We start from the raw sequence: 22,484 nt of genomic DNA, 5'->3' as shown, positions 1-22,484 counted from the left end.
ACGGGGCTCCTTAGGACGGGGATGTATCCCAGATGTTACTCACCGGTAACTTTGCCCGCAAGGCCACCGCCAGGCCCTCATTCCCCAGCTGCTGCCACGGCGGCCTTGGGTTCCTTGGGCGGCAGCGGCTGCGGATTGAGGAACGCGCCGGCAATCAGCGGTGCGGCGAGTTCCACCTGCCAGTCCCGCGCACCCAGGGCCCGCAGCTCGGCAGCGACCGATGCCTCGCTGATGTGGGCGGAGGCCGCCACGCCACGCGCCGCAGGAAATCAGGGGTGAGGAGGTTCTCCAGTGGCAGGTTCAGCTCTTCGGCCTTCTCCTGCAGCAAGGGCCGGGCCGTGGCCAGCCGCGCAGCGGCTTCCGGGTCGCGGTCCGCCCAGACGCGGGGCGGGGGCGGGGCGTTGGTCGCCAGGTGCAGCGGTGGCAGTTCCTCAAGGTCCCGGGCGGCGGCAATGCAGCGCAGCCAGCGCGGAGCCTCCCGCTGCGCCGCCCTGCCATGGAAGCCCTTGGTGCCCAGCAGCTGCGGGACGGTGGCGGGCATGGCCTTCGCGGCCGCCACCAGGGCGGAGTCCGGGATCAGGCGTCCCGGTGCCACGTCCCGTTTCTGTGCCAGCGAGTCGCGTTCCAGCCACAGCTCCCGGACGGCGGCGAGCTGGCGGCGGTCCCGGATCTGGTGCAGGCCGGAGGTCTTCCGCCAGGGATCGACCCGCGGCGGCGCCACGCCGGCGGCGAGGATGGCTGCAAACTCCTGCTCGGCGTAACCGAGCTTCCCGTCGGCTTCCAGGAGTTCCACCAGCTCCTCGCGCAGCTCGCTGAGGACCTCGACGTCCAGGGCGGCGTAGCGGAGCCAGGGCTCGGGCAGGGGCCTGGTGGACCAGTCCGCCGCCGAATGCTCCTTGGCGAGGCTGAATCCCAGGAGCTGCTCGATGACTGCGGCCAGGCCAACCCGGGGCAGGCCTGCCAGGCGCGCGGCGAGTTCGGTGTCGAAGAGCTTGTCCGGCCACATGCCCAGCTCCAGGAGGCACGGCAGGTCCTGGGTGGCGGCGTGCAGGATCCATTCGACGCCGCGGAGGGCGTCGTTGATGATGCTGAGGTCCTCGAAGGGTTCGGGATCGATCAGCCAGGTTCCGGCGCCTTCGCGGCGGATCTGGACCAGGAACGCCCGCTGCCCGTAACGGAAACCGGAAGCGCGTTCGGCGTCGACCCCCGCCGGACCGGTGCCGGCGGCAATGGCGGCGGCGCACCGCTCCAGCCCCGCCTGGGTTTCGATGACCAGCGGCACGCCCTCCCGGGGCGCTGCCAGTTCAATGATTTCGGGGATGGGGCTGTCGAAGCCTTCCACCGTGATGTGGGGTGCGGTATCAGCAGCCGGGACGCCGGCCGTGGTGTTTTCCGGAATGTTAGGGGTCATGATGCCCTTAGTTTACCGGGCAGTCCCGGAAAGGCGGCCTGCCTGTGCGCCGGCACCGGTGGCCGTGCACTAGTTCCGGCGCCGGTGCGGCAGGGGCGTCACGCCGTCGGGCAGCGGAGGCAGGCCGGCGAACGTGCAGACCATGTCCGACCACGCTTCCAGGTGGGCAGTGACGTCCGGGGACGCCGGGGTCCACGATGCCCGGAGTTCGATGTCGATGGACCCGGCCGTTCAGCCAGGGTGCCGAAGCTCTCGGAAAGGACCCGCGTGGCGGTGCCGCCCGCCGCCCGGTACGGCGCCTTGTGGTTCTCCAGCGCCTCCACCAGCCAGGTCCAGGCCACCGTGCCGAGCATTTCGTCGTTGCCCATCTCCGGCTCCAACTCTGCCCTGATGTAGGTCACGATCCGGAATTCGCCGTCCCAGACGTCCGAGCCCTCGGGGTCGTGCAGCAGGATGAACCGTCCGGTTGCCAGTTCCGTTTCGGAGTCGTCACCGGATCCCTGGGCGGCGGCCAGGGCCATGGCGGCGGGTCCGTGGAGGGGAGTGGAAGGAGTGGCGGCACCGGGCGCCATGACTTCCGCTCCCAGCGCGACGGCGAAGGGTGCCAGGCGCGCGGGCGCAGGGATTTCCGCGAGGCGGAGTTCCTTGCGGCACCGGGCTTTCCTGAGGGTTCCCAAGGCGTGGAGGAAATCCGGGGGAACCTGGTCAAGTGCGTTCACCTTGGCAGATTACGCAACAGGCCGCGGCAGGGCGGGAAGGCTCGCCGTCACCGGCGGCCTAGGTGCCCTGCCCGCTCCGGTAACCGCGGAGTTCGTGGCGGATTGCGGCGGCGAAGGCATCAACATCCTCCTCGGTGGTGTCGAAGGAGCACATCCAGCGGACTTCCCCGGCGGCCTCGTTCCAGTCGTAGAACCGGAAGGACGTGCGCAGCCTGTCCGCCACGCCTGGCGGGAGGATGGCAAAGACACCGTTGGATTCGGTTTTCTGCGTGGGCCGGACACCGTCGATGGTGTCGACGGCGGCGCGCAGGCGGGCCGCCATGGCGTTGGCGTGCGCGGCGGACCGCAGCCAGAGGCCACCGTCGAGGAGGGCGATGAACTGGGCGGACAGGAACCGCATCTTGGAGGCCAGCTGCATGTTCATCTTGCGGAGGTAGACCAGCCCGTGCGCGGCCTCCGGGTTGAGCGCCACCACCACCTCGCCGAACAGCAGGCCGTTCTTGGTGCCCCCGAAGGAGAGGATGTCCACCCCGGCGTCGCGGGTGAAGTCCCGCAGCGGGACCTGCAGGTGGGCGGCGGCGTTGGCCAGCCGGGCGCCGTCCATGTGCAGCTTCATGCCCCGGGCATGGACGTGGTCCGCAATGGCGCGGACTTCCTCCGGGGTATAGCAGGTGCCAAGCTCGGTGGTCTGGGTGATGGAGACGGCCAGGGGCTGGGCGCGGTGTTCGTCGCCCCAGCCCCAGGCCTCGCGGTCGATCAGTTCGGGCGTCAGCTTGCCGTCCGGGGTGGGAACCTGCAGCAGCTTGATGCCGCCGATCCGCTCGGGGGCGCCGTTCTCATCCATGTTGATGTGCGCGGTGGAGGCGCACACCACGGCACCCCAGCGGGGGAGCAGCGACTGCAGGGCCAGGACGTTGGCGCCGGTCCCGTTGAAGACGGGAAAGCATTCGATGCCGGGCCCGAAGTGCTCCGCCATCAATTCCTGCAGCCGTGCCGTGTAGTCATCCTCCCCGTAGGAGACCTGGTGTCCGCCGTTCGCGGCGGCAAGGGCCGCGAGGATCTCGGGATGGACGCCGGAGTAGTTGTCCGAGGCAAAGCCGCGCACGCCGGGATCGTGCAGCCGCGCCGCGTGCCCGGTTTCTGCCGTTGTTGTTGTCATGCTTTTGCTCACGCTTTCAGTCTAGGTACAGTCACTGCGGTGGCTGGCCGGCCAGCCGGAGTCGCGCGCCGTTCAGTTCGTCCGCGGGCGCCTTGAAGAGCCGGACGACGGCGGCTGCCAGCTCCTCCACGTCCGTGGCCCCGGGGAAGGAGCGTTCCGGGTTCCTGCGCCGCAGGCCCTCGTCCACCAGGGCCTTCACCACCAGCACGACGGCGGCAGCCTGCCCGCCGTCCGCCTTGCGGAAGCCGTCTGCCATCGCCATGGTCCAGGCTTCAGCGGCCGCCTTGGCGGCGACATAGCTGGCCACCCCTGCCGCAGGCTGGTCGAGGGCCGTGGAGGAGACCATGGCGAACCTGCCGTTGGCGGAGGCGGCGATGTCATCGAAGAACACACGGGAGACATTGCGCAGCGTGGTGACCGCGCCCTGATGCAGGAAGTCCCAGTCTTCGTCGGACTGGTCCGGGATGCCGGTGGCGCCGCGCCAGCCGCCCACCAGGTGGATCACCGCGTCCACCGGCCCGGCGGCTGCGGAAACATCCTCCCGCAGCCGCCGGACGTCGTCGAGCCTGGCAAGGTCGCACACCAGGGGCGTGACGCCGTCGCCCGCCTGCTGTGCCGCTGACTCGATCCGCTGCCGGTCCGAGCCGACCGTGAAGACCCGGCAACCTGCATGGTTAAGCGCACGGGCCACCGCCACGCCGGAGGCGCCGCTGCCGCCCGTGACCAGGACGTTCAGTGGGGATTCTTCGGCCCGGGGGCTGCTCACAGTGCGGAGCTGCCGGTGATACCGGCCGTGGACTCGATGACGGGGCGCATTTTCTTCTCCAATGCCTCGTAGAACATGGACAGCGGGAATTCGTCGTCCAGCACTTGGTCGGTGAGGCCGCGCGGCGGACCGGACAGCGGCAGTGCGTCCGGTCCCTTGGCCCAGACCGATGCCGGATTCGGGGTGACCGTTGCGGAGATCAGCTCGTAGGCCGCCAGCCAGTGGGCGGTCTTGGGCCGGTCGATGGAGCGCCAGTACAGCTCATCAATGGCGGTGCCGAGGGCGATGACGGCGTCGGCGACTTCATCCCAGTCGATGGTGAGTCGGGTGTCGGTCCAGTGGAGGACATGGTGCTGGTGCAGCCAGGCGAAGAGGAGCTGTCCGCCGAGGCCGTCGTAGTTGCGGACCCGGCTGCCGGTGATCGCGAACCGGAAGATGCGGTCGAAGATGATGGCGTACTGCACCAGCTTCGCGTGCCGGCGTGCCTCCGGATCCGCGTCCTCGTCCTGCTCGATCCGCACGGACTCGCGGAAGGCGGTCAGGTCGCAGCGGAGTTCTTCCAGGGAGTACAGGAAGAACGGCATGCGCTGCTTGATCATGAACGGGTCGAAGGGCAGGTCGCCGCGCATGTGGGTGCGGTCGTGGATCAGGTCCCACATCACGAAGGTGGCCTCCGTGAGGTCCTGGTCGGCGAGCATGTCCGCGGCACCTTCCGGCAGGTTCAGGCAGGTGATTCCGGCGGCGGCCTTCAGGACGCGGCGGAAGCGGGCTGCTTCCCGGTCGGCGAAGATCGCGCCCCAGGTGAAGGTGGGGGTTTCGCTGACCGCGACGGTTTCCGGGAAGAGGACGGCGGAATTGGTGTCGTAGCCGGCGGTGAAGTCGAGGAAGCGGATGGGGACGAACAGCTTGTTGGAGTAGTCGCCGCTTTCCAGGCCGGCGATGAATTCAGGCCAGATGACTTCGATCAGGACTGCTTCCACCAGGCGGCTGCTGCTGCCGTTCTGCGTGTACATGGGGAAGACGACCAGGTGCTGCAGGCCATCCCGGCGCTGTTCCTGCGGCTGGAAGGCAAGCAGGGAGGACAGGAAATCGGGAACGCCGAAACCTCCGGCCTGCCAGGCTGCGAAGTCGCTGCAGGCGGCGTCGAGGTAGGCGGCATCGTGCGGGAAGGCGGGGCCAGGGCCCGGATTGCGTCGATGATCGCGTCCACGGAAGCGGAAGCCGCGGCGTGGGCTGCCGGGTCCGGGATGGACCCGTCCTGGGCCTGCAGGGGCTGGAGTGCTGCGGCCGCGGCCTTGAGCCGGAGCCAGTCCGGGTTGGTGGCGGAGATCCCCGTCAGGGCGGTGGTCAGGACTTCGGTCATCGTCGGCTGCCTTTCTGGTTGCTTGCTGTCTATGGGGAGCGTAGCAAGCAACCAGAAGAACTAATCTGAAAAGCGGCCCAGCCAAAGAAACACTGTTGCTCGGGGCTGAACCGAAGGGCCTGAGGCCTCCCGGTGCTGGGGGATCAGGCCTCGGGGCTTCCGCCGCTGACCTGCGGTTCTTCCCGCGGAACCAGCTTCAGGGACACCGAGTTGATGCAGTAGCGCTGGTCTGTGGGGGTGCCATAGCCCTCACCCTCGAAGACGTGGCCAAGGTGGGAGTCGCAGGTTCCGCAGCGGACTTCCACGCGGTCCATGCCGAGGGTGCGGTCGTGGATGTAGCGGACCTTCCCCTCAGCCAGCGGAGCCCAGAAGGACGGCCATCCGCAGTGCGAGTCGAACTTCTCGTTGCTGGTGAACAGTTCCGCCCCGCAGGCGCGGCACTGGTAGACGCCCGCGGTGTGGGTGTCCCAGTACTCTCCCGTGAAGGGACGCTCGGTGCCGGCCTGCCGCAGGACGTAGAACTCCTCCGGAGTCAGTTCCTGCCGCCATTCGGCGTCGCTTTTCCGGACGGTACCGGCCCTGTCGCTGGCTTCCGTGGCGGACTCCTCCCGGGCGGTGTCCTGTCCTGCCGCAGGATCCGCGACGGCGTGGGTGGCCCGGTTGCGGAAGATGCTGTTCTCGAAGATGTTCATACGGTTGCCAACGCTCAGGAGTCGCCGATAAATCCCGAACCCGCATACAGGTGCAGCACGGGCACGCCCAGCCGGTCCTGCGCCTTGTTGGCCCAGTCCGTATGGAAGGTGTCTGCCACCGCATGGGGCCGGGTGATCACCACTGCCTGGGACGCGCCGGTCTCGCGGACCTTGGCCACCAGGCCGTCAACAGCTCCGCCCTCAACAACCTCACCCGAAACGCCACTGCCCAGTCCTTCCAGCGCAGCGACCGAAACCGCCAGCGTCTCCGCCGCATGGGCCCGCTCGGTACCCGGATCAGGTGCGCCCGCCGTCAGTTCCCGGAAGGCCTTGGCAATATCCAGCAGGGAAAGGTTCTCGAGGAAATCCACCAGCAGGTGCCGTTCGGTGTTGGCCGGTACCAGGACAAGGAGGCGTGTCTCTGCCCCGTCCACGAGCCGTTCGATGTTCACGCGGTCGTCCGCGCCCAGGGGTTCTTCGGTCAGGATGACGATGGGTTCGCTCATGGCCTTAGCCTAGCCCTGTGCCGGGGGAGCCGCACCCGGCCGGCGGGCGCGTCCGCGGTCCCGGAATGCGGGCTACCGTCCGCGGGCGGTAAGAATAGTGGCATGGCTCTTTTCCAGCGCACCGGCCCGGCCCCCGTACAGTCCGCCAGCGAAACCGGGGGCATGTCACTGCGGACCAAGTGGGCCATCGGCGGCGCGATCGGCGGCGGTGCCCTGGCCGGACTCCTTGCCACCGGCTCCTCGGCCCTGGCGGTCTACTTCGCCCGGCGGGTCATCACCCCCTCCCGGCAGCGGACCGCGGACCAGGAGGTGCTGGCTGTGATCAGGGACGGCCAGAAACAGCAGGTGATCCTTGCCGCCACCGACGACACCACCGTGGACGGTGTGTACGGGTTCTTCTTCGACGGCGGCCAGGGGCACGCGCGGATCGGCCGGATCGTGTCCTATTCCCCATCGGAACGGACGGTGCTGCGCGAGGTGGAAGCCGTGTACGCCGGCGACCTCTCCACCGCACGCTGGGGCTGGTGGAGCGGGGCCGTCCACCCGGACCCGGCCGCCGTCGGGCTTCCCGCGGAGGACGTGCTGATCCCGGTGGACCGCGGTGAGGCACCGGCGTGGCTGGTGCGTGCGGGCGGCAATGCCCGGACGTGGGCGGTGATGGTGCACGGCCGGGGCGCCAGCCGGCAGGAGGCGCTGCGTGCCGTGGGGCCGGCGCTGGAACTTGGCCTGACCAGCCTGCTGGTCTCGTACCGCAACGACGGGCTCGCACCCTCGGCCGGTGACGGGCGGTATGGCCTGGGCTCCACCGAATGGCGGGACATTGAGGCCGCAATCGAGTACGCACTGGCCAACGGCGCCGAGGAGATCGTGCTGTTCGGCTGGTCGATGGGAGGCGCCATCTGCCTGCAGACCGCCGACCTGTCCCGGTACCGGCACCTGGTCCGTGCCATGGTGCTCGATGCCCCGGTGATCGACTGGGTCAACGTCCTGGCGCACCACGCCCAGATCAACCGGATTCCGTCCCTGGTGGGCCGGTACGGGCAGCTGATGCTCGGGCATCCGCTCGGGCGCAGGCTGACCGGGCTCGCCGCGCCCGTGGACCTGAAGGAGATGGACTGGGTGGTCCGTGCCGTGGAACTGCGGACGCCCACGCTGATCATCCACAGCGTTGACGACGAATATGTGCCCTACAAGCCGTCCACGCTGCTGGCCGAACGGAACCCGGAGATGGTCACCTTCGAGCCGTTCCAGCAGGCCCGCCACACGAAGGAGTGGAACGTGGACCCGGAGCGCTGGGAGCGGCTCGTGAAAGCCTGGTTGCGGCAGCAGCTCGCGCCGCGGCTCAATCCCGGGTCCGCTGCCGCGCCGCGCTCGCCGGCCCGGCAAGCGCCGGCGGGGGAATGACGTGGTGGAACGACGGTCCGCCACTGTGATGGACCGCGGCCGCGGACTGGCAGCGGGACTTGGGGACTGGTGGTGGCAGCACCGGGCGGGCCAAAGCAGGCTTCCTACGCCCCTTTCGACGGCTCCCTGGTGGGCGAGGTTCCCGTCTGCAGCGCTTCCGACGTGCGTGCCGCCGTCGACACCGCGCGTGCGGCGCAACGGCACTGGACATCCATATCCGTGGCCGAACGGCGGGCGGTCATCCGGCGTTTCCGACGGCTGCTGCTGGATCGGGAACAGGACGTCCTGGACCTGGTGCAGGCCGAGAGCGGCAAGGCACGGCTGAGCGCGTTCGAAGAGTTCGCTGACGTGGTCCTGACAGCGGACTACTACGAGCGGACCGCTGAACGGCACCTGCGGCCGCGCCGCCGGAAGGGTGCGGCCCCGGTCCTGACGCGCACCACCGAGTACCGCGTTCCCAAAGGCGTGGTGGGGGTCATCAGTCCCTGGAACTACCCCCTGACCCTCGCTGTCTCCGACGCCCTTCCGGCCCTGCTGGCCGGGAACGGCATCGTCCTGAAGCCGGATGCGCAGACGCCTTTCACGGCCCTGCTGATGCTCAGGCTGCTCCGGGAGGCAGGCCTTCCCGCCGACCTGTTCCAGGTTGTCACGGGGCCTGGCCCGGACATCGGCCCCGTCCTGATCGACCAGGTGGACTTCCTGATGTTCACCGGATCCTCGAAGACCGGCAAGACCGTGGCACGGCAGTGCGGTGAGCGGCTGATCGGCTTTTCCGCCGAACTCGGCGGAAAGAACCCAATGCTGGTGCTCGCTGATGCCGATGTTGGCAAGGCCGCCGCCGGCGCCGTTCACGCCTGCTTTTCCAACTCCGGGCAACTCTGCGTCAGCATTGAGCGGATTTACGTGCACACCAACGTGTACCAGCCGTTCCTGGCAGCGTTCACCGCCGGGGTGAGGGGCATCCGCGTGGGCCCCGGACCGGACTGGGACATCGGCATGGGCTCGCTCATCAGTGCCGCCCAGGTGGAACGGGTGGACCGGCATGTCCAGGATGCCCTGGCAAAAGGCGCGCAGCTGCTCGCGGGCGGACGCCGCAGGCCGGACCTGGGAACGTTGTTCTACGAACCCACCGTCCTGGCCGGGTCACGCAGGACATGCTCCTGGCCCGGGAGGAGACGTTCGGTCCGGTGGTTGCCGTCTACCGGGCGGTGGACGATGACGAAGCCGTGGCCCTGGCGAACGACTCCGACTTCGGCCTGAACGCCAGCGTCTGGTCCGCCCGGCGGGGGGAGGTGGTGGGCCGGCGGCTCCTCACGGGCACAGTCAATGTCAATGAAGGCTATGCCGCCACCTGGGCGTCCCACGACGCCCCGATCGGCGGGATGAAGGACTCCGGCGCCGGACGCCGCCATGGCAGGGAGGGCATCCTGAAATACACCGAGCCGCAGACCGTCGCCGTGCAGCACCTGCTGAGGGTGGCGCCCACACCCGGCATGTCCAACAGGACCTACGCCCACATCATGAAAGGGGCCATCACCCTGATGGGCAGATTGCCCCGCACCCGGTAAGGACCATTGCCTGCCGCCCACCTACCAGGAGAACTGACATGGCCAGAGGAACCCGCCTTTCCGGTGCAACACTGCTCATCACGGGAGGGGGCAGCGGGCTGGGCCGCCGTGTGGCGCTTGGCGCCGCAGGGCGCGGAAGCCGGGTAGTCATCTGGGACGTGGACGCCGCCCGGGGTTCCGGGGTGCGCGACGAAATCCTGGCTGCCGGCGGGCAGGCCGAAGCGCACGCCGTCGACGTCACAGACCGGGAGTCGGTCCGGTCCGCGGCTGCTGCTGCAGGGCAGGTGGATATCCTGGTCAACAACGCCGGCGTGGTGAGTGGCCGGAAACTCCTTGAGGCCACGGACGAGGACATCGAACGCACCATGAAGGTCAACGTCATGGCCCTCTACTGGGTTACCCGGGCCTTCCTGGGCGGAATGGCACATCGCCGGCGGGGCACCGTAGTCACGGTAGCCAGCGCTGCGGGCCTGGTGGGCGTCGCCCGGCAGACGGATTACTCCGCCAGCAAGTTCGCCGCCTTCGGTTTCAACGAGTCACTGCGCGCCGAGCTCCGCACGGCGCATCCGGGCGTCAATACGCTGGTGGTCTGCCCCTACTACATCGATACCGGCATGTTCCACGGCGTCCGAACCAGGTGGCCGCTGCTCCTTCCCATCCTCCAGGAAGAGCAGGTGGCTGCCCGGATCCTCGACGCCATCGAGACCGGCCGCCGCAAGGTGGTCCTGCCGCCCATAGTGAACCTGCTTCCGGTCCTGCGGATCCTTCCCGTCAGCACCTTTGACCGGCTCATGGACGTGCTGGGAGTCAACCGGACCATGGACCACTTCACCGGCCGCCCGCGCTAGGTTCCGCTTACCAGCGCCGCGTGCTTCATTCGCCTTTATCCGAAGGGGACCCTTGGCCCTACCGTGGCGCCCGTGATCTTTCTACCGTTGCTGTTCAAGGGGGAACCGTCGGCGAAGAAATGGAGCCCCAAACATGCGCATCACAAGACGTCAATTGCTTCAGGCCGGTGCGGTGGCCGGCGCGGGCCTGCTGGTGTCGCCCCGCCACGTTGCCGTCGGGGCGCCCCCTGCGGCGCCGGTCACCCTGTTTACCGAGCAGCTGCCCGCGCTCGCCGAACTTGGCGTCCTCGATATGCAGGGCGGCGGCAGCACGTCCCTGTCCATGGTCAACGCCAGCCACCTTTTCCATCAACAAATGGGCAGGACGCCCACGCTTGCATACCAGCAGGCCGGCTCATCACAGACGTACCTGGGGCCGTGATCATCGCCCGGAAAGGTACCCCCTTCGACCTGACGGTCCACAACGGAATCGGGCGGCATCCCCTTGGCTTCGCCGTGGACAGCGAACTGGTGCCGGCCGGAAGCATCGATGCCAATGCCCCGCGGACGTCCCTCCACCTCCACGGCGGCAACACCAGTCCAGGGTCCGACGGCGGCCCGCTACAGGTATTCGGGCCCGGGACCTCCTACACCTACCACTACAGCAACAATCAGGATGCGGCCGGGCTGTGGTACCACGACCATGCGCTGGGCATTACCCGGCTGAACGTCTATGCGGGGCTGGCCGGCGGCTACCTGCTCCGGGACACGCCGGGCCCCGGGGAACAGGGATCGACACCGGGGACGGCACGCACCTGCCGCCGCCGCCCTACGAAGTCCCGCTCATCATCCAGGACCGCATGTTCAATCCTGATGGCTCGTTTGCCTACCCGCCGAATCCCGACCTCCTGGGGGGTGACGGGAACCCGCGGCCGTGGGCGCCCGAGTTCTTTGGCGACGTGGCCACGGTCAACGGCAGATGCTGGCCCAACCTGGAGGTGGCCCGCGGCAAATACCGCTTCCGGGTCTTCAACGGCTCCAACGCCCGGTTCTACGACCTCAAGTTCGTCGCCGGCGGGTCTGCGCTGGTCCTCCACCAGATCGGCTCCGACGGCGGGCTCCTCAACGCCCCCGTCCGGCTCAACAGGCTGGTCATCGGTCCCGGTGAACGGGCGGACATCGTGCTGGACTTCGCAGGCCTGCCGGCCGGGTCCCGGATTGTCCTGCGCAACAGTGCCCCCGTTCCGTATCCCGACGGGCCGGTATCGGTGCGGCGGGGCGGCGTCCCCCTTCCGGACATCATGCAGTTCACCGTCGCTTCACAGACCGGCTACACCGTGCCCCTGCCTGCCAGCCTGAGGCCGCAGCAGCCCATCACCAGCCTGCGCGACAAACCGACGGCCGCAACAGGAGTATGACCCTGGTGGAGGTGGTGGATGCCAACGGCATTCCCGTCATGGCGCTGCTGAACAACAGGATGTTCGGCAGCCCGGACATCACTGCGGTGAAAAGCGACACCCTGGAGCAGTGGGAGCTCATCAACACCACCGTGGACGCCCATCCCATCCACCTGCACTTCACGCAGTTCCAGGTCCTCAACCGGCAGCGGTTCGATGCCGGCGCCTACCTGGCGGCCACCGGCTATATGGATCCCGTGTCCGGCCTCGTGGTGCCGGGCCAGGGGAATGCGGTCCCGGTGGATCCCTTCCTCATTGGCCGTGCGAAGAACGCCCCCGCCAACGAGCAAGGATGGAAGGACACCGTGGTGGCGCTGCCGGGCGAAGTGACGCGGATCCGCGTCCCCTTCGGTGCTGCGGCTGCAGGCGGGGCACCACTGGCTATCGGCGAGTCCTTCAAGGGCGAATACGTCTGGCACTGCCATGTCCTGGAGCACGAGGACAACGACATGATGCAGCGCTACGTCATTGAGTAACAGCCGGAGAGCCGCTAGGCCAGGGAACTGATGGGTGCCGTGGCGGCGCTGGTCAGGCGGACCAGGTCCGCCGGGGCGAGCTCGATATCCAGGCCACGCTTCCCGCCGGAAACAAGCAGGGTTTCCAGCGTGAGGGCGCTGGAGTCCAGCACAGTGGGGGAGGGCAGGCGCTGGCCAAGCGGGGAGATGCCGCCCAGGACATACCCGGTGCGGCGCTGGGCCGCCGTCGGGTCTGCCATCGCCGCCTTCTTCGCCCCCATGGCGGCGGCGAAGGCCTTCAGGTCGAGGCTGCCGCTGACGGGCACGATCCCCACCGCCAGCTTTCCCTCCACCTCGACCATCAGCGTTTTGAACACGCGGGCCGGATCAACGCCCAGGACTTCCGCGGCTTCGGCCCCGTAGCTGGCCGCCGAGGGATCGTGCGCATAGGGGTGCAGCACAAAGGGAACCCGGCCGCGGTCAGTGCCGCTGTGGCCGGGGTTCCCGTTGAGGCGCTCTTGCGTGCCACCGGTGCCGGCGGATCAGGCGCGGACGCCGCTGGCAGCGGCGACCTTGCGCTTGATCCTTCCCAGCATTGCCGTCATGCCGCGCATGCGCAGCGGCGTGATGGCCCGGGTCAGGCCGAGAAGTTCGGGCATGTCATCCGGCACCGAGAAGGATTTCTTCGGGCGACAACCCGTCGAGTCCCTCATGCAGGACGCCGGCGAACCCGCGCGTGGTGGGGGCCTCGGCCGGGGCCTTGAAGTGCAGGCGCACGGCAGGCGCCTGCCCGCCGTCGTACTTCTCCGTCTCAATGGTGAGGAACAGCGGCGACTGGCACTCCACCACCTGCTCCAGGAGCTCGGGATGGTCGTTCAGCCGCTCAGGAAGCGCCGGCAGTCCCTCGGAGAACTCCAGCAGCAGCTGCAGCCGCTCGGGTTCGCTGAGGGCCTGGAAGTCGTCGACGATGGCCGCCAGGGCGGACGGCAAGGCTTGAGTAGTCATCAATCCAAGTTTACGCGGGGCGGTGCCCGCGTCAGACTCCTGCCGGGACGGAAACGGAACCGCGCTCGGCACCCTTGACGATCGGGACGCGGACAGCGTTGCCCCACTCGGTCCAGGAGCCGTCATAGTTGCGCACGGACTCGAAGCCCAGGAGGTACTTGAGGGCGAACCAGGTGTGGCTGGAACGCTCGCCGATGCGGCAGTAGGCCACGACGTCGTCGCCGGCGGTGAGGCCTGCTTCGCCCAGGTAGATGGCCTCGAGTTCCTCGCGGCTGCGGTAGGTGCCGTCAGCTGCCGCGGCGCGGGCCCAGGGGACGGATGCGGCGGTGGGGATGTGGCCGCCGCGCAGGGCGCCTTCCTCCGGGTAGGCGGGCATGTGCGTGCGCTGGCCGGTGTACTCCTCGGGGGAGCGGACGTCGATCAGCGGTCCGGTGCCGAGGTGCGCCAGGACATCTTCCTTGAACGCCCGGATGGGGGCGTCATCGCGTTCCACCACGGGGTAGTTGCCGGGGGCGGGTGCGGGCTTGTCCTTGGTCAGTTCCCGGCCTTCGGCAATCCACTTGTCCCGGCCGCCGTCGAGCAGCCGGACGTCCTCGTGGCCGAAGAGGGTGAAGACCCACAGGGCATACGCGGCCCACCAGTTGGACTTGTCGCCGTAGATGACAACGGTGGTGTCCCGGGAAATGCCCTTCGACGCCGCGAGCTTGGCGAAGGCGGCACCGTCCACGTAGTCCCGGGTCACTTCGTCGTTCAGGTCCGTGTGCCAGTCGATCTTCACGGCGCCGGGGATGTGGCCTGTTTCGTACAGGAGCACGTCCTCGTCGGACTCCACGACCACGAGGCCGCCGTTCGCCACGGCACCGTCCGCGAGGGCTGCGGCCAGCCATTCGGTGGAGACCAGGCGCTCGGGGTGGGCGTAGGCGGCGAACTTCTCGTTCTGCTCAACGGGGTAGGGCATTGGTGATGGCCTTTCATTAGAGACACGGGAGGACCGCTGGACCTGGAGTGGCACCGGCGTCGGGACCTGCTCCCACACTAGCCAGCGCCCCGCGCGTTGTCCGTATTCCGTTAACAGGACGAAATGTTGCCTTCGTCACTGCGGCGCCGGCAGCGGGCCCTGGCACAAGGCGCGGCACCGCATTGCCGGTATCCTTTCTGGGGACCTCCTACCAGCAGAACGGACCACCTTGGTACAGATCGAACAGCTTGCCGCCCGCACCCCGGCAGTTTCGGTGGATGAACTCCTCCAGGGCTTCTATCCCTCGCCGCGGTTCGGCCAGGTGTCATTCGCCAGCTACCGTCCGGATCCCAAGCAGCCGAGCCAGGCCGCCGCAGTCCGGGCACTCCAGGGTTTCGCCGACGGGGTGGGATCGGCCAACGGCGGCGGCCTGTTCAAGAAGCTGTTCGGCAAGAAGGACGAGTCCCGCGCCGGGATCTACCTGGACGGCGGCTTCGGCGTGGGCAAGACACACCTGCTGGCCTCGCTCTGGCACGCCTCCCCGGGCCCCAAGGCCTTCGGCACGTTCGTTGAGTACACCAACCTGGTGGGCGCCCTGTCCTTCCGGAAGACCGTGGATGCGCTCAGCAGCTACAAGCTGGTCTGCATTGACGAGTTCGAACTGGATGATCCGGGCGACACAGTCCTGATGTCCCGGCTGATGCGTGAATTGGCCGACGCCGGCGTCAAGCTTGCGGCCACGTCCAACACCCTGCCGGGTTCCCTGGGCGACGGTCGGTTCGCCGCGGTGGACTTCCAGCGCGAGATCCAGGTGCTGGCGGACCAGTTCGACGTCATCCGGATCGACGGCGAGGACTTCCGGCACCGCGGGCTGCCCGCAGCGCCGGCCCCGCTGAAGAACAGCGAGCTCTCCTCGCACATGAAGGCGGAGTTCGACGGCAAGACGGTGGCCCAGGATCGGATTCTCCACGCTGATCCACCACCTCGCGGGCGTCCACCCCAGCCGTTACCGGCAGCTGATCGACGGCATCGACGGCGTGGTGTGGCGCAACGTGGACACCATCACCGAGCAGGCCGTGGCACTGCGGTTCGTGGTGCTCGCCGACCGCCTCTACGACAAGGACGTCCCCATCCTTGCCAGCGGCGTCCCGTTCGACAAGCTCTTCACCGAGGAAATGATGACGGGCGGCTACATGAAGAAGTACTTCCGTGCCGTATCGCGCCTCACCGCCCTGGCCCGCGAGGGCCAGAACCACGAACCCTCCTAGCTTCTAGCCGGCAGCCCGGGGGAGGCGGGGCTTCAGGACGGCGCGGACCAGCAGGCCGGCAGCCAGTGCCCAGAAGGCCGAGCCGATGCCCAGGAACGCCAGGCCGGACGCCGCTGCCAGGAAGGTGACGGACGGGGCAATCCTGTCCTCGGGATCCGCCAGTGCAGCGGAAACTGCGGCGGCCAGGGTCCCCAGCAGCGCCAGTCCGGCCACGGCTTCCAGCATCCCCACGGGCGCGGCGTTGACCAGGGTCACGAGGGCCGCCGAGAAGGCAGCCAGGACCAGGTACGCCAGGCCGGAAGTGAAACCGGCGACCCACCGGCGGGTCCGGTCATGGCCTGCCTCTTCGCCCGCGGCAAGCGCGGCGCTCAGCGCGGCAAGGTTGATGGCATGGCCACCGAAGGACGCTCCAAGGGCAGTTCCCGCGCCGGTCACCAGCATGGCCGGCCGCCACGGCGTGTCGTATCCGAAGGAGCGCAGGACTGCCACACCGGGCACGTTCTGCGAGGCCATGGTCACCACGAACAGCGGCAGGGCTATGCCCACCATCGCCTGCAGGCTGAACGACGGGGTGGTCCAGGCCAGCGTGGGCAGCAAAGTTGTGTGCGGGAGGGCGGTCCCGTCGGCCGCCAGTGCAATGGCAATCACTCCGAGGGCCACCAGCAGGGCACCCGGAACGGCCCAGCGGGGAGCGAACCTCATCAGCAGCAGCCAGCAGATGATGACCGGACCCACGAACAGGGGGACGGTGCCCAGGGCCTTGAAGGGCGCAAGGCACAGCTGCAGGAGCACACCGGCGAGCATTGCCTGTGCCAGCGACGTCGGGATCCGCGCCATCAGCCGGCCCACCGCCGGTACCAGGCCGGTCAGGGCGATCAGTACCCCGGTGGCAAGGAACGCCCCGACCGCGGCCGGCCACCCGCCGTCGGCCGCTCCGGATGCGGCGAGCAGCGCCGCCCCGGGTGTGGACCACGCGAGGGTGACCGGGACCCTGGAATGCCAGGCCAGCAGCACAACACCGAGGCCCACGGCCAGCGTAAGTGCCAGCAGGCCGGAGGCTGCCTGGGCGGGATCGGCGCCCACGGCCTTCAGGCCGGCCAGGACAACGGCGAACGATGAGGTGAAGCCCACCAGGGCTGTGACGATGCCCGCGACAATGGGCCGCGAATCCAGCCTGGATGCTGCGCCGGCCGGATGCGGTTTGAGGGATGCGGGGGACTTCGCCATATCCGCAGGTTATCGGTGCCGGACGGCGTGGCAGGAATTCGGACAGCCCGGGCCCCATCAGGGCGCGGAGGGGGGCCGGTTAACGCCGAAGGCGCGGGTGCCGCCTCCCGGCGGGACCCGCGCCCCGTTGACGTACTAGGGCAAAGCCCTGGCCAAATCCTTTACGGAGTCCTGTCAGCCGGCGGAACCGGGTTGACGGGAGGCACCGGAGGAACCTGCCCGGCGGCAGGTGCCTGTCCCGGGGTTCCGTTCTTGTCAATGAGCTTGGAAGCGCCATTCTGGATCTTGTCGACGTGGCCCGAGTACTTGCCTCCGGTCTTGGTATCGACGAAATCACCGGCCTTGCTGATGCCGTTCTTGATAGCCTGCTCGTTGCCACGGATGAGACCCTGAGCCTTGCCCTTTAGATCGTCAAATAGTCCCACGAGCACCTCCCTTCAATCGCGGAGCCAGGTCGCTCCTCGCGCATTCGATCCTAGACCTGCCGGAATGGCCTGCCAAGGACATCGGAAGCTTTGGCCGTTCGCCGGCAGCGCAATCCCGGGGAATGAGGGTCACGGACAACAAAAAAGCAGCTCCGGAGAGCTGCTGCAATGTGTGGGCGATACTGGGATCGAACCAGTGACCTCTTCCGTGTCAGGGAAGCGCGCTACCGCTGCGCCAATCGCCCGGAACCGGAAGACCGGCATATGGGTTGTGTAAAAGGTAAGAGAGCGGACGACGAGATTCGAACTCGCGACATCCACCTTGGCAAGGTGGTGCTCTACCAGCTGAGCTACGTCCGCATGTGCGTTCCGGCCGAAACCGGACTGCGTTGTGGCAAGTGACCTTGCCGAGTGGGCGATACTGGGATCGAACCAGTGACCTCTTCCGTGTCAGGGAAGCGCGCTACCGCTGCGCCAATCGCCCATTGCACCGGATTGGATCCGGAAACCATGGTTTTCACCGAGGTGGGTACGGGATTCGAACCCGTGTATACGGCTTTGCAGGCCGCTGCCTCGCCTCTCGGCCAACCCACCGTGTAAGCGCTGATTCCGGGGAACCGTTGCTGTGACAGTGTCCTGCGAGCGGACGACGAGATTCGAACTCGCGACATCCACCTTGGCAAGGTGGTGCTCTACCAGCTGAGCTACGTCCGCATTTTGGAGGGTGATTCGCTGCCGTTCCCGGCATTTCCTCGCGTTCCAACGAGTAAAAACAATATAGGAGGTTCCGGGAATCTCCAAATCGGGGGTTCCGTGGGCGGCGGCAATGCGCCTGCTTCCCTGCAATGGCGCGGAAGTGGCCGAGTTACAGCTGTGTAATTCCCGACGGCGGCGGGCCGGGGTTCTCCTATAGGGGGCACCTTCCTGCGGGCTTCCCAGTGTCCATCCAGGGAAAGCCGATGCCCGCCGGCCGCCGATTTTTGAAATGGCGGAAACGTGGGCTAGCATTCAAATGCATCAGGGCGATTGGCGCAGTGGTAGCGCGCTTCGTTCACACCGAAGAGGTCACTGGTTCGAACCCAGTATCGCCCACCAAAGATTGGTCCGTTTCCGCTCATTGAGCAGGGGAAGCGGACCTTTTTGTGCCCGGACCATCGCCCGGAGACTTTGTCGGCCCCCTGTGAAAGAGTCTTTTCCATGACTGATCCGCTTCTTGCCCACGCCACGGAATACGGCCGGATGTACGCCCGGTCCACGTCGGAGGAGTTTTCCGTGCCGTCCATTACCACCGTCATCAGCCAGCAGCCGCATGGCATGGACGGGTGGTTCGGATACATGGGGGCCAGCAGCCTGGCGAAAGATCCCCTGCTGGCGGACTGCCTGGGAAGCCCGGCCAAAATCAAGCAGGCCATCAACCGGGCCGCCAAGGCTGCAGAAACCTACCGGGATGAGGCAGCCCGGCGCGGGGACCGGGTGCATTACTACTGTGAACAGGTTGCCCTCCGGGCACTCGGCCGCCCCCACGCCATGAAGGAAGCCCGGGAAGCCCTGGCGGCCAACGGTGAAGAGGCGTTCGCCGTCCGGTTCGACGAATGGTGGGAGCTCTTCCGGGTGGAACCCATCGCCCCGGAAATCACAGTGTGGAACAACTCCGTGGGGTACGCCGGAACGCTGGACCTTGTTGCCCGCATCAACGGCCGCGTCTGCCTGATCGACTACAAGACCAAGGGCACAACCCGTGACGGCACGGTGAAACCGCTGGACAACAAGGTGGTCATGCAGCTGGTGGCGGGGATGAAGGCAGAGGAAAGCCTGGTGGATCCGGCCGCGGGAACCTGGGAGCCCTGGAAGTACGGTGACAACCCCGTGCTGCTGGCAGTGGCCATCGGCGAAACAGAAGTCCGTCCCGTGCGGGCCAACCCCGAGGTCCTCAAGCACCACTGGTGGAAGTTCTGCGCCCTTCGCCGGGTATGGGAGCTGTCGGCGGACACGATCAGCGCCGGAACAGCGCTGCTGCCCATCGCCCCGCCGCCCCTGGTGCCTGCCCGGACGGCCTGACGGCGGTTACTGCACCTAAACTGTATTGGTCCCCTTTGCCGCAACCGTGAGGAAAAACAGCGCATGGCTATCCTGAATATCCGCATCATCGGCGATCCCGTGCTGCGCACAGTCGCCGAGCCCGTGACGGAATTCGGACCCGAGCTTGCCAAACTTGTCGCCGACATGACCGAAACCATGGAGGACGTGGACGGCGCAGGCCTTGCCGCGCCCCAGGTGGGCGTCAGCCAGCGCGTCTTCACGTACCGTATCGGCGGCGTTGAAGGGCATATCGTCAACCCGGTGCTGGAAAACAGCACCGACTACCAGGAGGACGAGGTGGAAGGCTGCCTCTCCATTCCAGGCCTCGGCTTCCCGGTGCGGCGGTTCCGGGCAACCCGCGTGACCGGCGTGGACATCCACGGCAACCCGGTGTCCGTCGACGCCGAAGGGATGCTGGCACGCTGCTTCCAGCATGAAAACGACCACCTGGACGGCATCCTCTATACCGACCGGCTGGAGGGGGAGGACCGGAAGGCCGCCCTGCGCTCCATCCGCAACGCCAATTACGACGCCGTGACGGAACGGACCACGGCCAAACGCGCCAAGACCGTCGGCTCAAGCTTCGGCGGCGCGAGCTTTGGCGGCTCCAGCTTCGGACCCGGCGCCGCCGGCAGCGCCGGGTGAGGGTCCTTTTCGCGGGCACTCCCGCCGTTGCCGTCCCCTCCCTGAACGCCCTGGTGGAGGCCGGCTTCGACGTCGTTGCCGTGCTGACCCGCCCGGACGCCCCCATCGGGCGTAAACGCGTGCTGACGCCGTCGCCGGTTGCCGCGCGGGCCGCGGAACTGGGTATCGACGTGATCCGGGCGTCCCGCGTCGACGCCGAAGCCACGGCCAGGATCGCGGAAGCCGCACCGGATGTCGCGGCCATCGTCGCCTATGGGGGCCTCGTTCCGCCTGCCGCCCTCGGCATACCCCGGCACGGCTGGGTCAACCTGCATTTCTCCCTGCTGCCCGCCTGGCGCGGCGCAGCGCCCGTGCAGCGCGCCGTGATGGCCGGGGACGATATCACCGGGGCTGTCACGTTCCAGCTCGAGGAAGGGCTGGATACCGGTCCCGTTTTCGGCACCCTCACCGAGACAGTGGGACAGGAGGACACCGCCGGGGAACTGCTGGAACGGCTCTCCCGCAGCGGCGCTGTCCTCCTGGCGCAAACCCTTTCGGCCATCCAGGCAGGAACGGCGTCCGCCGTCCCTCAGTCCGGCGACGTTTCCCTGGCGCCGAAACTCACGCTTGAGGACGGCCGCCTCAACTGGACCCACCCTGCCCTCGCCATCTCCCGGCAGGCCCGCGGTGTTACTCCGGAGCCGGGCGCCTGGACGATCCTGGGCGGCCAGCGCGTGAAACTGGAACCGGTCCGGCTTCGGTCCGACGTGGACGGGCTGGCGCCCGGCGCCGTATCCCTGCACGGCAAGAGCGTCCTGGTGGGCACGGGCTCGCATGCCGTTGAACTGACCCGGATCCAGCCCGCCGGGAAAAAGATGATGTCCGCTGCTGATTGGGCACGCGGCCTGGCTTCACTGGAAGGCGTGGTATTCGAATGAGCGGTTCCAGCGGAAATCAGGGCGGACCCGGCAATACCGGAGGCAGGGGCAACGCCGGCGGTCAAGGCGGCAATTCCGGCCACGGCGCCCACCGGGGTGGCCGCGGCAAGGGCGGCCCCCGGGACAACAGCCGGCGCAACGCACAGGGCCGCGAACGCAACCGCGGACCGCAGCGGAACTTCACCGAAAGCGCTCCGTCCCAGCGCACCCGGCGGGCCGATCCGGCGCGGCTGGTGGCTTTCGAGGTCCTGCGCGCGGTGGCGGCCGAGGACGCCTACGCAAACCTGGTCCTGCCGGCCCGGATCCGGCACCACGGGCTGGACAAGCGTGACGCCGGCTTCGCCACGGAACTCAGTTACGGCGCCCTCCGGGGCCAGGGGACCTACGACGCCATCCTGGCGCGGTGCGTGGACCGGCCGCTGGACCAGCTGGACCCCGCCGTCCTTGATGCCCTGCGCATCGGAACCCACCAGCTGCTCGCCATGCGGGTCCCTGCGCATGCCGCCCTTGACCAGACCGTAGGGCTCGCCAGGGCAGTGATCGGGGCCGGACCATCGGCCCTGATCAACGCCGTCCTCCGTAAAGTCGCCGCCCGCAGCCTGGACGAATGGCTGGACCTCCTGGTGGAGGGCGAAACCGACCAGACCCGGATCGCCGCGCTGCGGCACGCCCACCCTGAATGGATCGTCCGTGCCATGCGGCAGTCCCTCGTGGCGCACGGCCGTCCGGCGGCGGAAATCGACAAGCTCCTGGAGGCAGACAACGCCGCCCCGGTGGTCAACCTCGTGGCCCTGCCCGGGCTGGGAAACCTGGACGAGGCACTGGAAAGCGGCGCCACACCCGGTGAACTCGTGGAGGGATCCGCCCTGTCCAGCGGCGGAGACCTTGGCCGGCTCGCCTCGGTCCGCAACGGCACCACCCGCGTCCAGGACGTCGGCTCGCAGCTCGTGGCCCGGGCCATGGCCGCATTGGACCTCGGCCCGGGCGGCGCCGGTACCGGCGAAGCATGGCTGGACCTCTGCGCCGGCCCCGGCGGCAAGGCCGCCCTTCTGGGCGCCCTTGCCCGGGAACGCGGAGCCACCCTGCTGGCCAACGAGCCGGCCCCGCACCGCGCCAAGCTCGTCAGCCAGGCGCTGTCCGCAGTACCGGGGGACACGTGGCAGGTGCGCACCGGCGACGGCCGCGAGGTCGGTGCCGAGCAGCCGGAGTCCTACCATCGGGTCCTGGTGGACGTTCCCTGCAGCGGCCTCGGCGCGCTCCGGCGCCGGCCGGAGTCCCGCTGGCGCAGGTCACCGAAGGACCTGACGGACCTCGCACCCCTGCAGCGCGAACTCCTTGCCTCGGCACTGGCCGCCGTCCGGCCCGGGGGAGTGGTGGCATACGTGACGTGCTCGCCCCATCCTGCTGAGACCAAGGCCGTGGTGGCGGATGCCCTCCGCAAGCGTGACGACCTTGAGCTCCTGGACGCCGGAGCTGCCCTCGACGCCGTCAGCCTGACCGGAGACCTGGGCGCCGGCCACGAATCCACGGCGCAGCTCTGGCCGCACATCCACGGCACCGACGCCATGTTCCTGGCCCTCATCCGCAAGAAGGCCTGATCCGCAAGAAGGCCTGACCCGGCGCAACCGCGGCA

The 22,484-nt window shown here is 68.2% G+C and carries 16 protein-coding genes, 6 tRNA genes and 8 pseudogenes; 13 read left to right on the top strand and 17 right to left on the bottom strand.

Features of this window, described 5'->3' with window-relative positions:
• Window positions 1-77 precede the first annotated feature (77 nt).
• The 7 genes and pseudogenes from ACPEE0_RS11560 to ACPEE0_RS11530 form a co-directional block, all read right to left on the bottom strand.
• A pseudogene (locus ACPEE0_RS11560) lies at window positions 78-1,411 on the bottom strand (HRDC domain-containing protein).
• 69 nt (window positions 1,412-1,480) lie between these two features.
• A pseudogene (locus ACPEE0_RS11555) lies at window positions 1,481-2,130 on the bottom strand (DUF3000 domain-containing protein).
• 58 nt (window positions 2,131-2,188) lie between these two features.
• Entirely contained in the window at window positions 2,189-3,289 is a 1,101-nt protein-coding gene (locus ACPEE0_RS11550) for a threonine aldolase family protein (protein ID WP_407710517.1), read from the bottom strand.
• 31 nt (window positions 3,290-3,320) lie between these two features.
• On the bottom strand, window positions 3,321-4,055 hold the full coding sequence (locus tag ACPEE0_RS11545) for an SDR family NAD(P)-dependent oxidoreductase (protein ID WP_407709438.1): 735 nt from the start codon (window positions 4,053-4,055) through the stop codon (window positions 3,321-3,323).
• A pseudogene (locus ACPEE0_RS11540) lies at window positions 4,052-5,418 on the bottom strand (DUF6421 family protein). Before ACPEE0_RS11540 ends, ACPEE0_RS11545 begins: the two are co-directional and overlap by 4 nt.
• A 143-nt stretch (window positions 5,419-5,561) precedes the next feature.
• Complete coding sequence (gene msrB, locus ACPEE0_RS11535) at window positions 5,562-6,110, bottom strand: peptide-methionine (R)-S-oxide reductase MsrB (protein WP_009357982.1); 549 nt, start codon at window positions 6,108-6,110, stop codon at window positions 5,562-5,564.
• A gap of 14 nt (window positions 6,111-6,124) precedes the next feature.
• Entirely contained in the window at window positions 6,125-6,616 is a 492-nt protein-coding gene (locus ACPEE0_RS11530; protein ID WP_354176294.1) for a hypothetical protein, read from the bottom strand.
• Window positions 6,617-6,718: 102 nt separating this feature from the next.
• Between ACPEE0_RS11530 and ACPEE0_RS11525 the strand changes: the two genes are divergently transcribed.
• The 7 genes and pseudogenes from ACPEE0_RS11525 (at window position 6,719) to ACPEE0_RS11495 (ending at window position 12,348) form a co-directional block, all read left to right on the top strand.
• Window positions 6,719-8,020, top strand: coding sequence for an alpha/beta hydrolase family protein (locus tag ACPEE0_RS11525; protein WP_009357984.1), 1,302 nt, complete (start codon window positions 6,719-6,721; stop codon window positions 8,018-8,020).
• 69 nt (window positions 8,021-8,089) lie between these two features.
• Window positions 8,090-9,588: pseudogene (locus ACPEE0_RS11520) on the top strand (succinic semialdehyde dehydrogenase).
• Window positions 9,589-9,626: 38 nt separating this feature from the next.
• Window positions 9,627-10,436: an SDR family oxidoreductase gene (locus ACPEE0_RS11515; protein WP_009357986.1), complete on the top strand. Its 810-nt coding sequence runs from the start codon at window positions 9,627-9,629 to the stop codon at window positions 10,434-10,436.
• 133 nt (window positions 10,437-10,569) lie between these two features.
• Window positions 10,570-10,857, top strand: coding sequence for a twin-arginine translocation signal domain-containing protein (locus tag ACPEE0_RS11510; RefSeq protein WP_424574534.1), 288 nt, complete (start codon window positions 10,570-10,572; stop codon window positions 10,855-10,857).
• Window positions 10,854-11,126, top strand: a pseudogene (locus ACPEE0_RS11505) (multicopper oxidase domain-containing protein); the annotation flags it as partial. The gene ACPEE0_RS11510 and the pseudogene ACPEE0_RS11505, both read left to right, overlap by 4 nt.
• Window positions 11,127-11,275: 149 nt before the next feature.
• Window positions 11,276-11,833, top strand: coding sequence for a hypothetical protein (locus ACPEE0_RS11500; protein ID WP_424575336.1), 558 nt, complete (start codon window positions 11,276-11,278; stop codon window positions 11,831-11,833).
• The gene (locus tag ACPEE0_RS11495) at window positions 11,830-12,348 is read left to right on the top strand and encodes a multicopper oxidase domain-containing protein (protein WP_424574533.1); all 519 of its coding nucleotides are present in this window, start codon (window positions 11,830-11,832) and stop codon (window positions 12,346-12,348) included. The genes ACPEE0_RS11500 and ACPEE0_RS11495 overlap by 4 nt, the downstream gene beginning before the upstream one ends.
• Before the next feature lie 14 nt (window positions 12,349-12,362).
• On the opposite strand, the pseudogene ybaK reads toward ACPEE0_RS11495, so the two are convergent.
• The 3 genes and pseudogenes from ybaK to ACPEE0_RS11480 all read right to left on the bottom strand — a co-directional run bounded on the left by ybaK (window position 12,363) and on the right by ACPEE0_RS11480 (window position 14,290).
• Window positions 12,363-12,856, bottom strand: a pseudogene (gene ybaK, locus ACPEE0_RS11490) (Cys-tRNA(Pro) deacylase).
• Between the two features lie 13 nt (window positions 12,857-12,869).
• Window positions 12,870-13,332, bottom strand: a pseudogene (locus ACPEE0_RS11485) (SufE family protein).
• Window positions 13,333-13,363: 31 nt separating this feature from the next.
• A complete protein-coding gene (locus tag ACPEE0_RS11480; protein WP_424574532.1) occupies window positions 13,364-14,290 on the bottom strand; it encodes a sulfurtransferase in 927 nt (308 codons plus the stop codon).
• Between the two features lie 229 nt (window positions 14,291-14,519).
• Between ACPEE0_RS11480 and zapE the strand changes: the two are divergent.
• Window positions 14,520-15,558, top strand: a pseudogene (zapE, locus tag ACPEE0_RS11475) (cell division protein ZapE).
• 3 nt (window positions 15,559-15,561) lie between these two features.
• On the opposite strand, the gene ACPEE0_RS11470 reads toward zapE, so the two are convergent.
• From ACPEE0_RS11470 to ACPEE0_RS11440, 7 genes are all read right to left on the bottom strand, one after another.
• Entirely contained in the window at window positions 15,562-16,785 is a 1,224-nt protein-coding gene (locus ACPEE0_RS11470; RefSeq protein ID WP_424574531.1) for a benzoate/H(+) symporter BenE family transporter, read from the bottom strand.
• Between the two features lie 161 nt (window positions 16,786-16,946).
• Window positions 16,947-17,210, bottom strand: a complete 264-nt coding sequence (locus tag ACPEE0_RS11465; protein WP_424574530.1) for an antitoxin — start codon at window positions 17,208-17,210, stop codon at window positions 16,947-16,949.
• Between the two features lie 173 nt (window positions 17,211-17,383).
• A tRNA-Val gene (locus ACPEE0_RS11460) sits at window positions 17,384-17,455 on the bottom strand.
• 42 nt (window positions 17,456-17,497) lie between these two features.
• A tRNA-Gly gene (locus ACPEE0_RS11455) sits at window positions 17,498-17,570 on the bottom strand.
• Window positions 17,571-17,622: 52 nt separating this feature from the next.
• Window positions 17,623-17,694, bottom strand: a tRNA-Val gene (locus tag ACPEE0_RS11450).
• A 39-nt stretch (window positions 17,695-17,733) separates the two neighbouring features.
• Window positions 17,734-17,804 (bottom strand) — tRNA-Cys (locus tag ACPEE0_RS11445).
• Window positions 17,805-17,851: 47 nt separating this feature from the next.
• Window positions 17,852-17,924: transfer RNA gene (locus ACPEE0_RS11440), tRNA-Gly, on the bottom strand.
• A gap of 306 nt (window positions 17,925-18,230) precedes the next feature.
• On the opposite strand from ACPEE0_RS11440, the gene ACPEE0_RS11435 reads away from it, so the two are divergent.
• The 5 genes from ACPEE0_RS11435 (at window position 18,231) to ACPEE0_RS11415 (ending at window position 22,449) form a co-directional block, all read left to right on the top strand.
• Window positions 18,231-18,305: transfer RNA gene (locus ACPEE0_RS11435), tRNA-Val, on the top strand.
• A gap of 102 nt (window positions 18,306-18,407) precedes the next feature.
• The gene (locus tag ACPEE0_RS11430; RefSeq protein ID WP_424574529.1) at window positions 18,408-19,268 is read left to right on the top strand and encodes a cytochrome; all 861 of its coding nucleotides are present in this window, start codon (window positions 18,408-18,410) and stop codon (window positions 19,266-19,268) included.
• A gap of 63 nt (window positions 19,269-19,331) precedes the next feature.
• Complete coding sequence (def, locus tag ACPEE0_RS11425; protein ID WP_009357997.1) at window positions 19,332-19,934, top strand: peptide deformylase; 603 nt, start codon at window positions 19,332-19,334, stop codon at window positions 19,932-19,934.
• Window positions 19,931-20,851 (top strand): methionyl-tRNA formyltransferase, encoded by a 921-nt coding sequence (gene fmt / locus ACPEE0_RS11420; protein ID WP_424574528.1) that lies wholly within the window; start codon window positions 19,931-19,933, stop codon window positions 20,849-20,851. Before def ends, fmt begins: the two co-directional genes overlap by 4 nt.
• On the top strand, window positions 20,848-22,449 hold the full coding sequence (locus ACPEE0_RS11415; RefSeq protein WP_424574527.1) for an RsmB/NOP family class I SAM-dependent RNA methyltransferase: 1,602 nt from the start codon (window positions 20,848-20,850) through the stop codon (window positions 22,447-22,449). Before fmt ends, ACPEE0_RS11415 begins: the two co-directional genes overlap by 4 nt.
• Window positions 22,450-22,484 lie beyond the last annotated feature (35 nt).

Source organism: Arthrobacter sp. SD76 (genome assembly GCF_049726125.1).
Classification (GTDB): domain Bacteria; phylum Actinomycetota; class Actinomycetes; order Actinomycetales; family Micrococcaceae; genus Arthrobacter; species Arthrobacter nitrophenolicus.
Note: the sequence above shows the minus strand (reverse complement) of the source record. Positions and strands in the feature narration are given on the sequence as shown.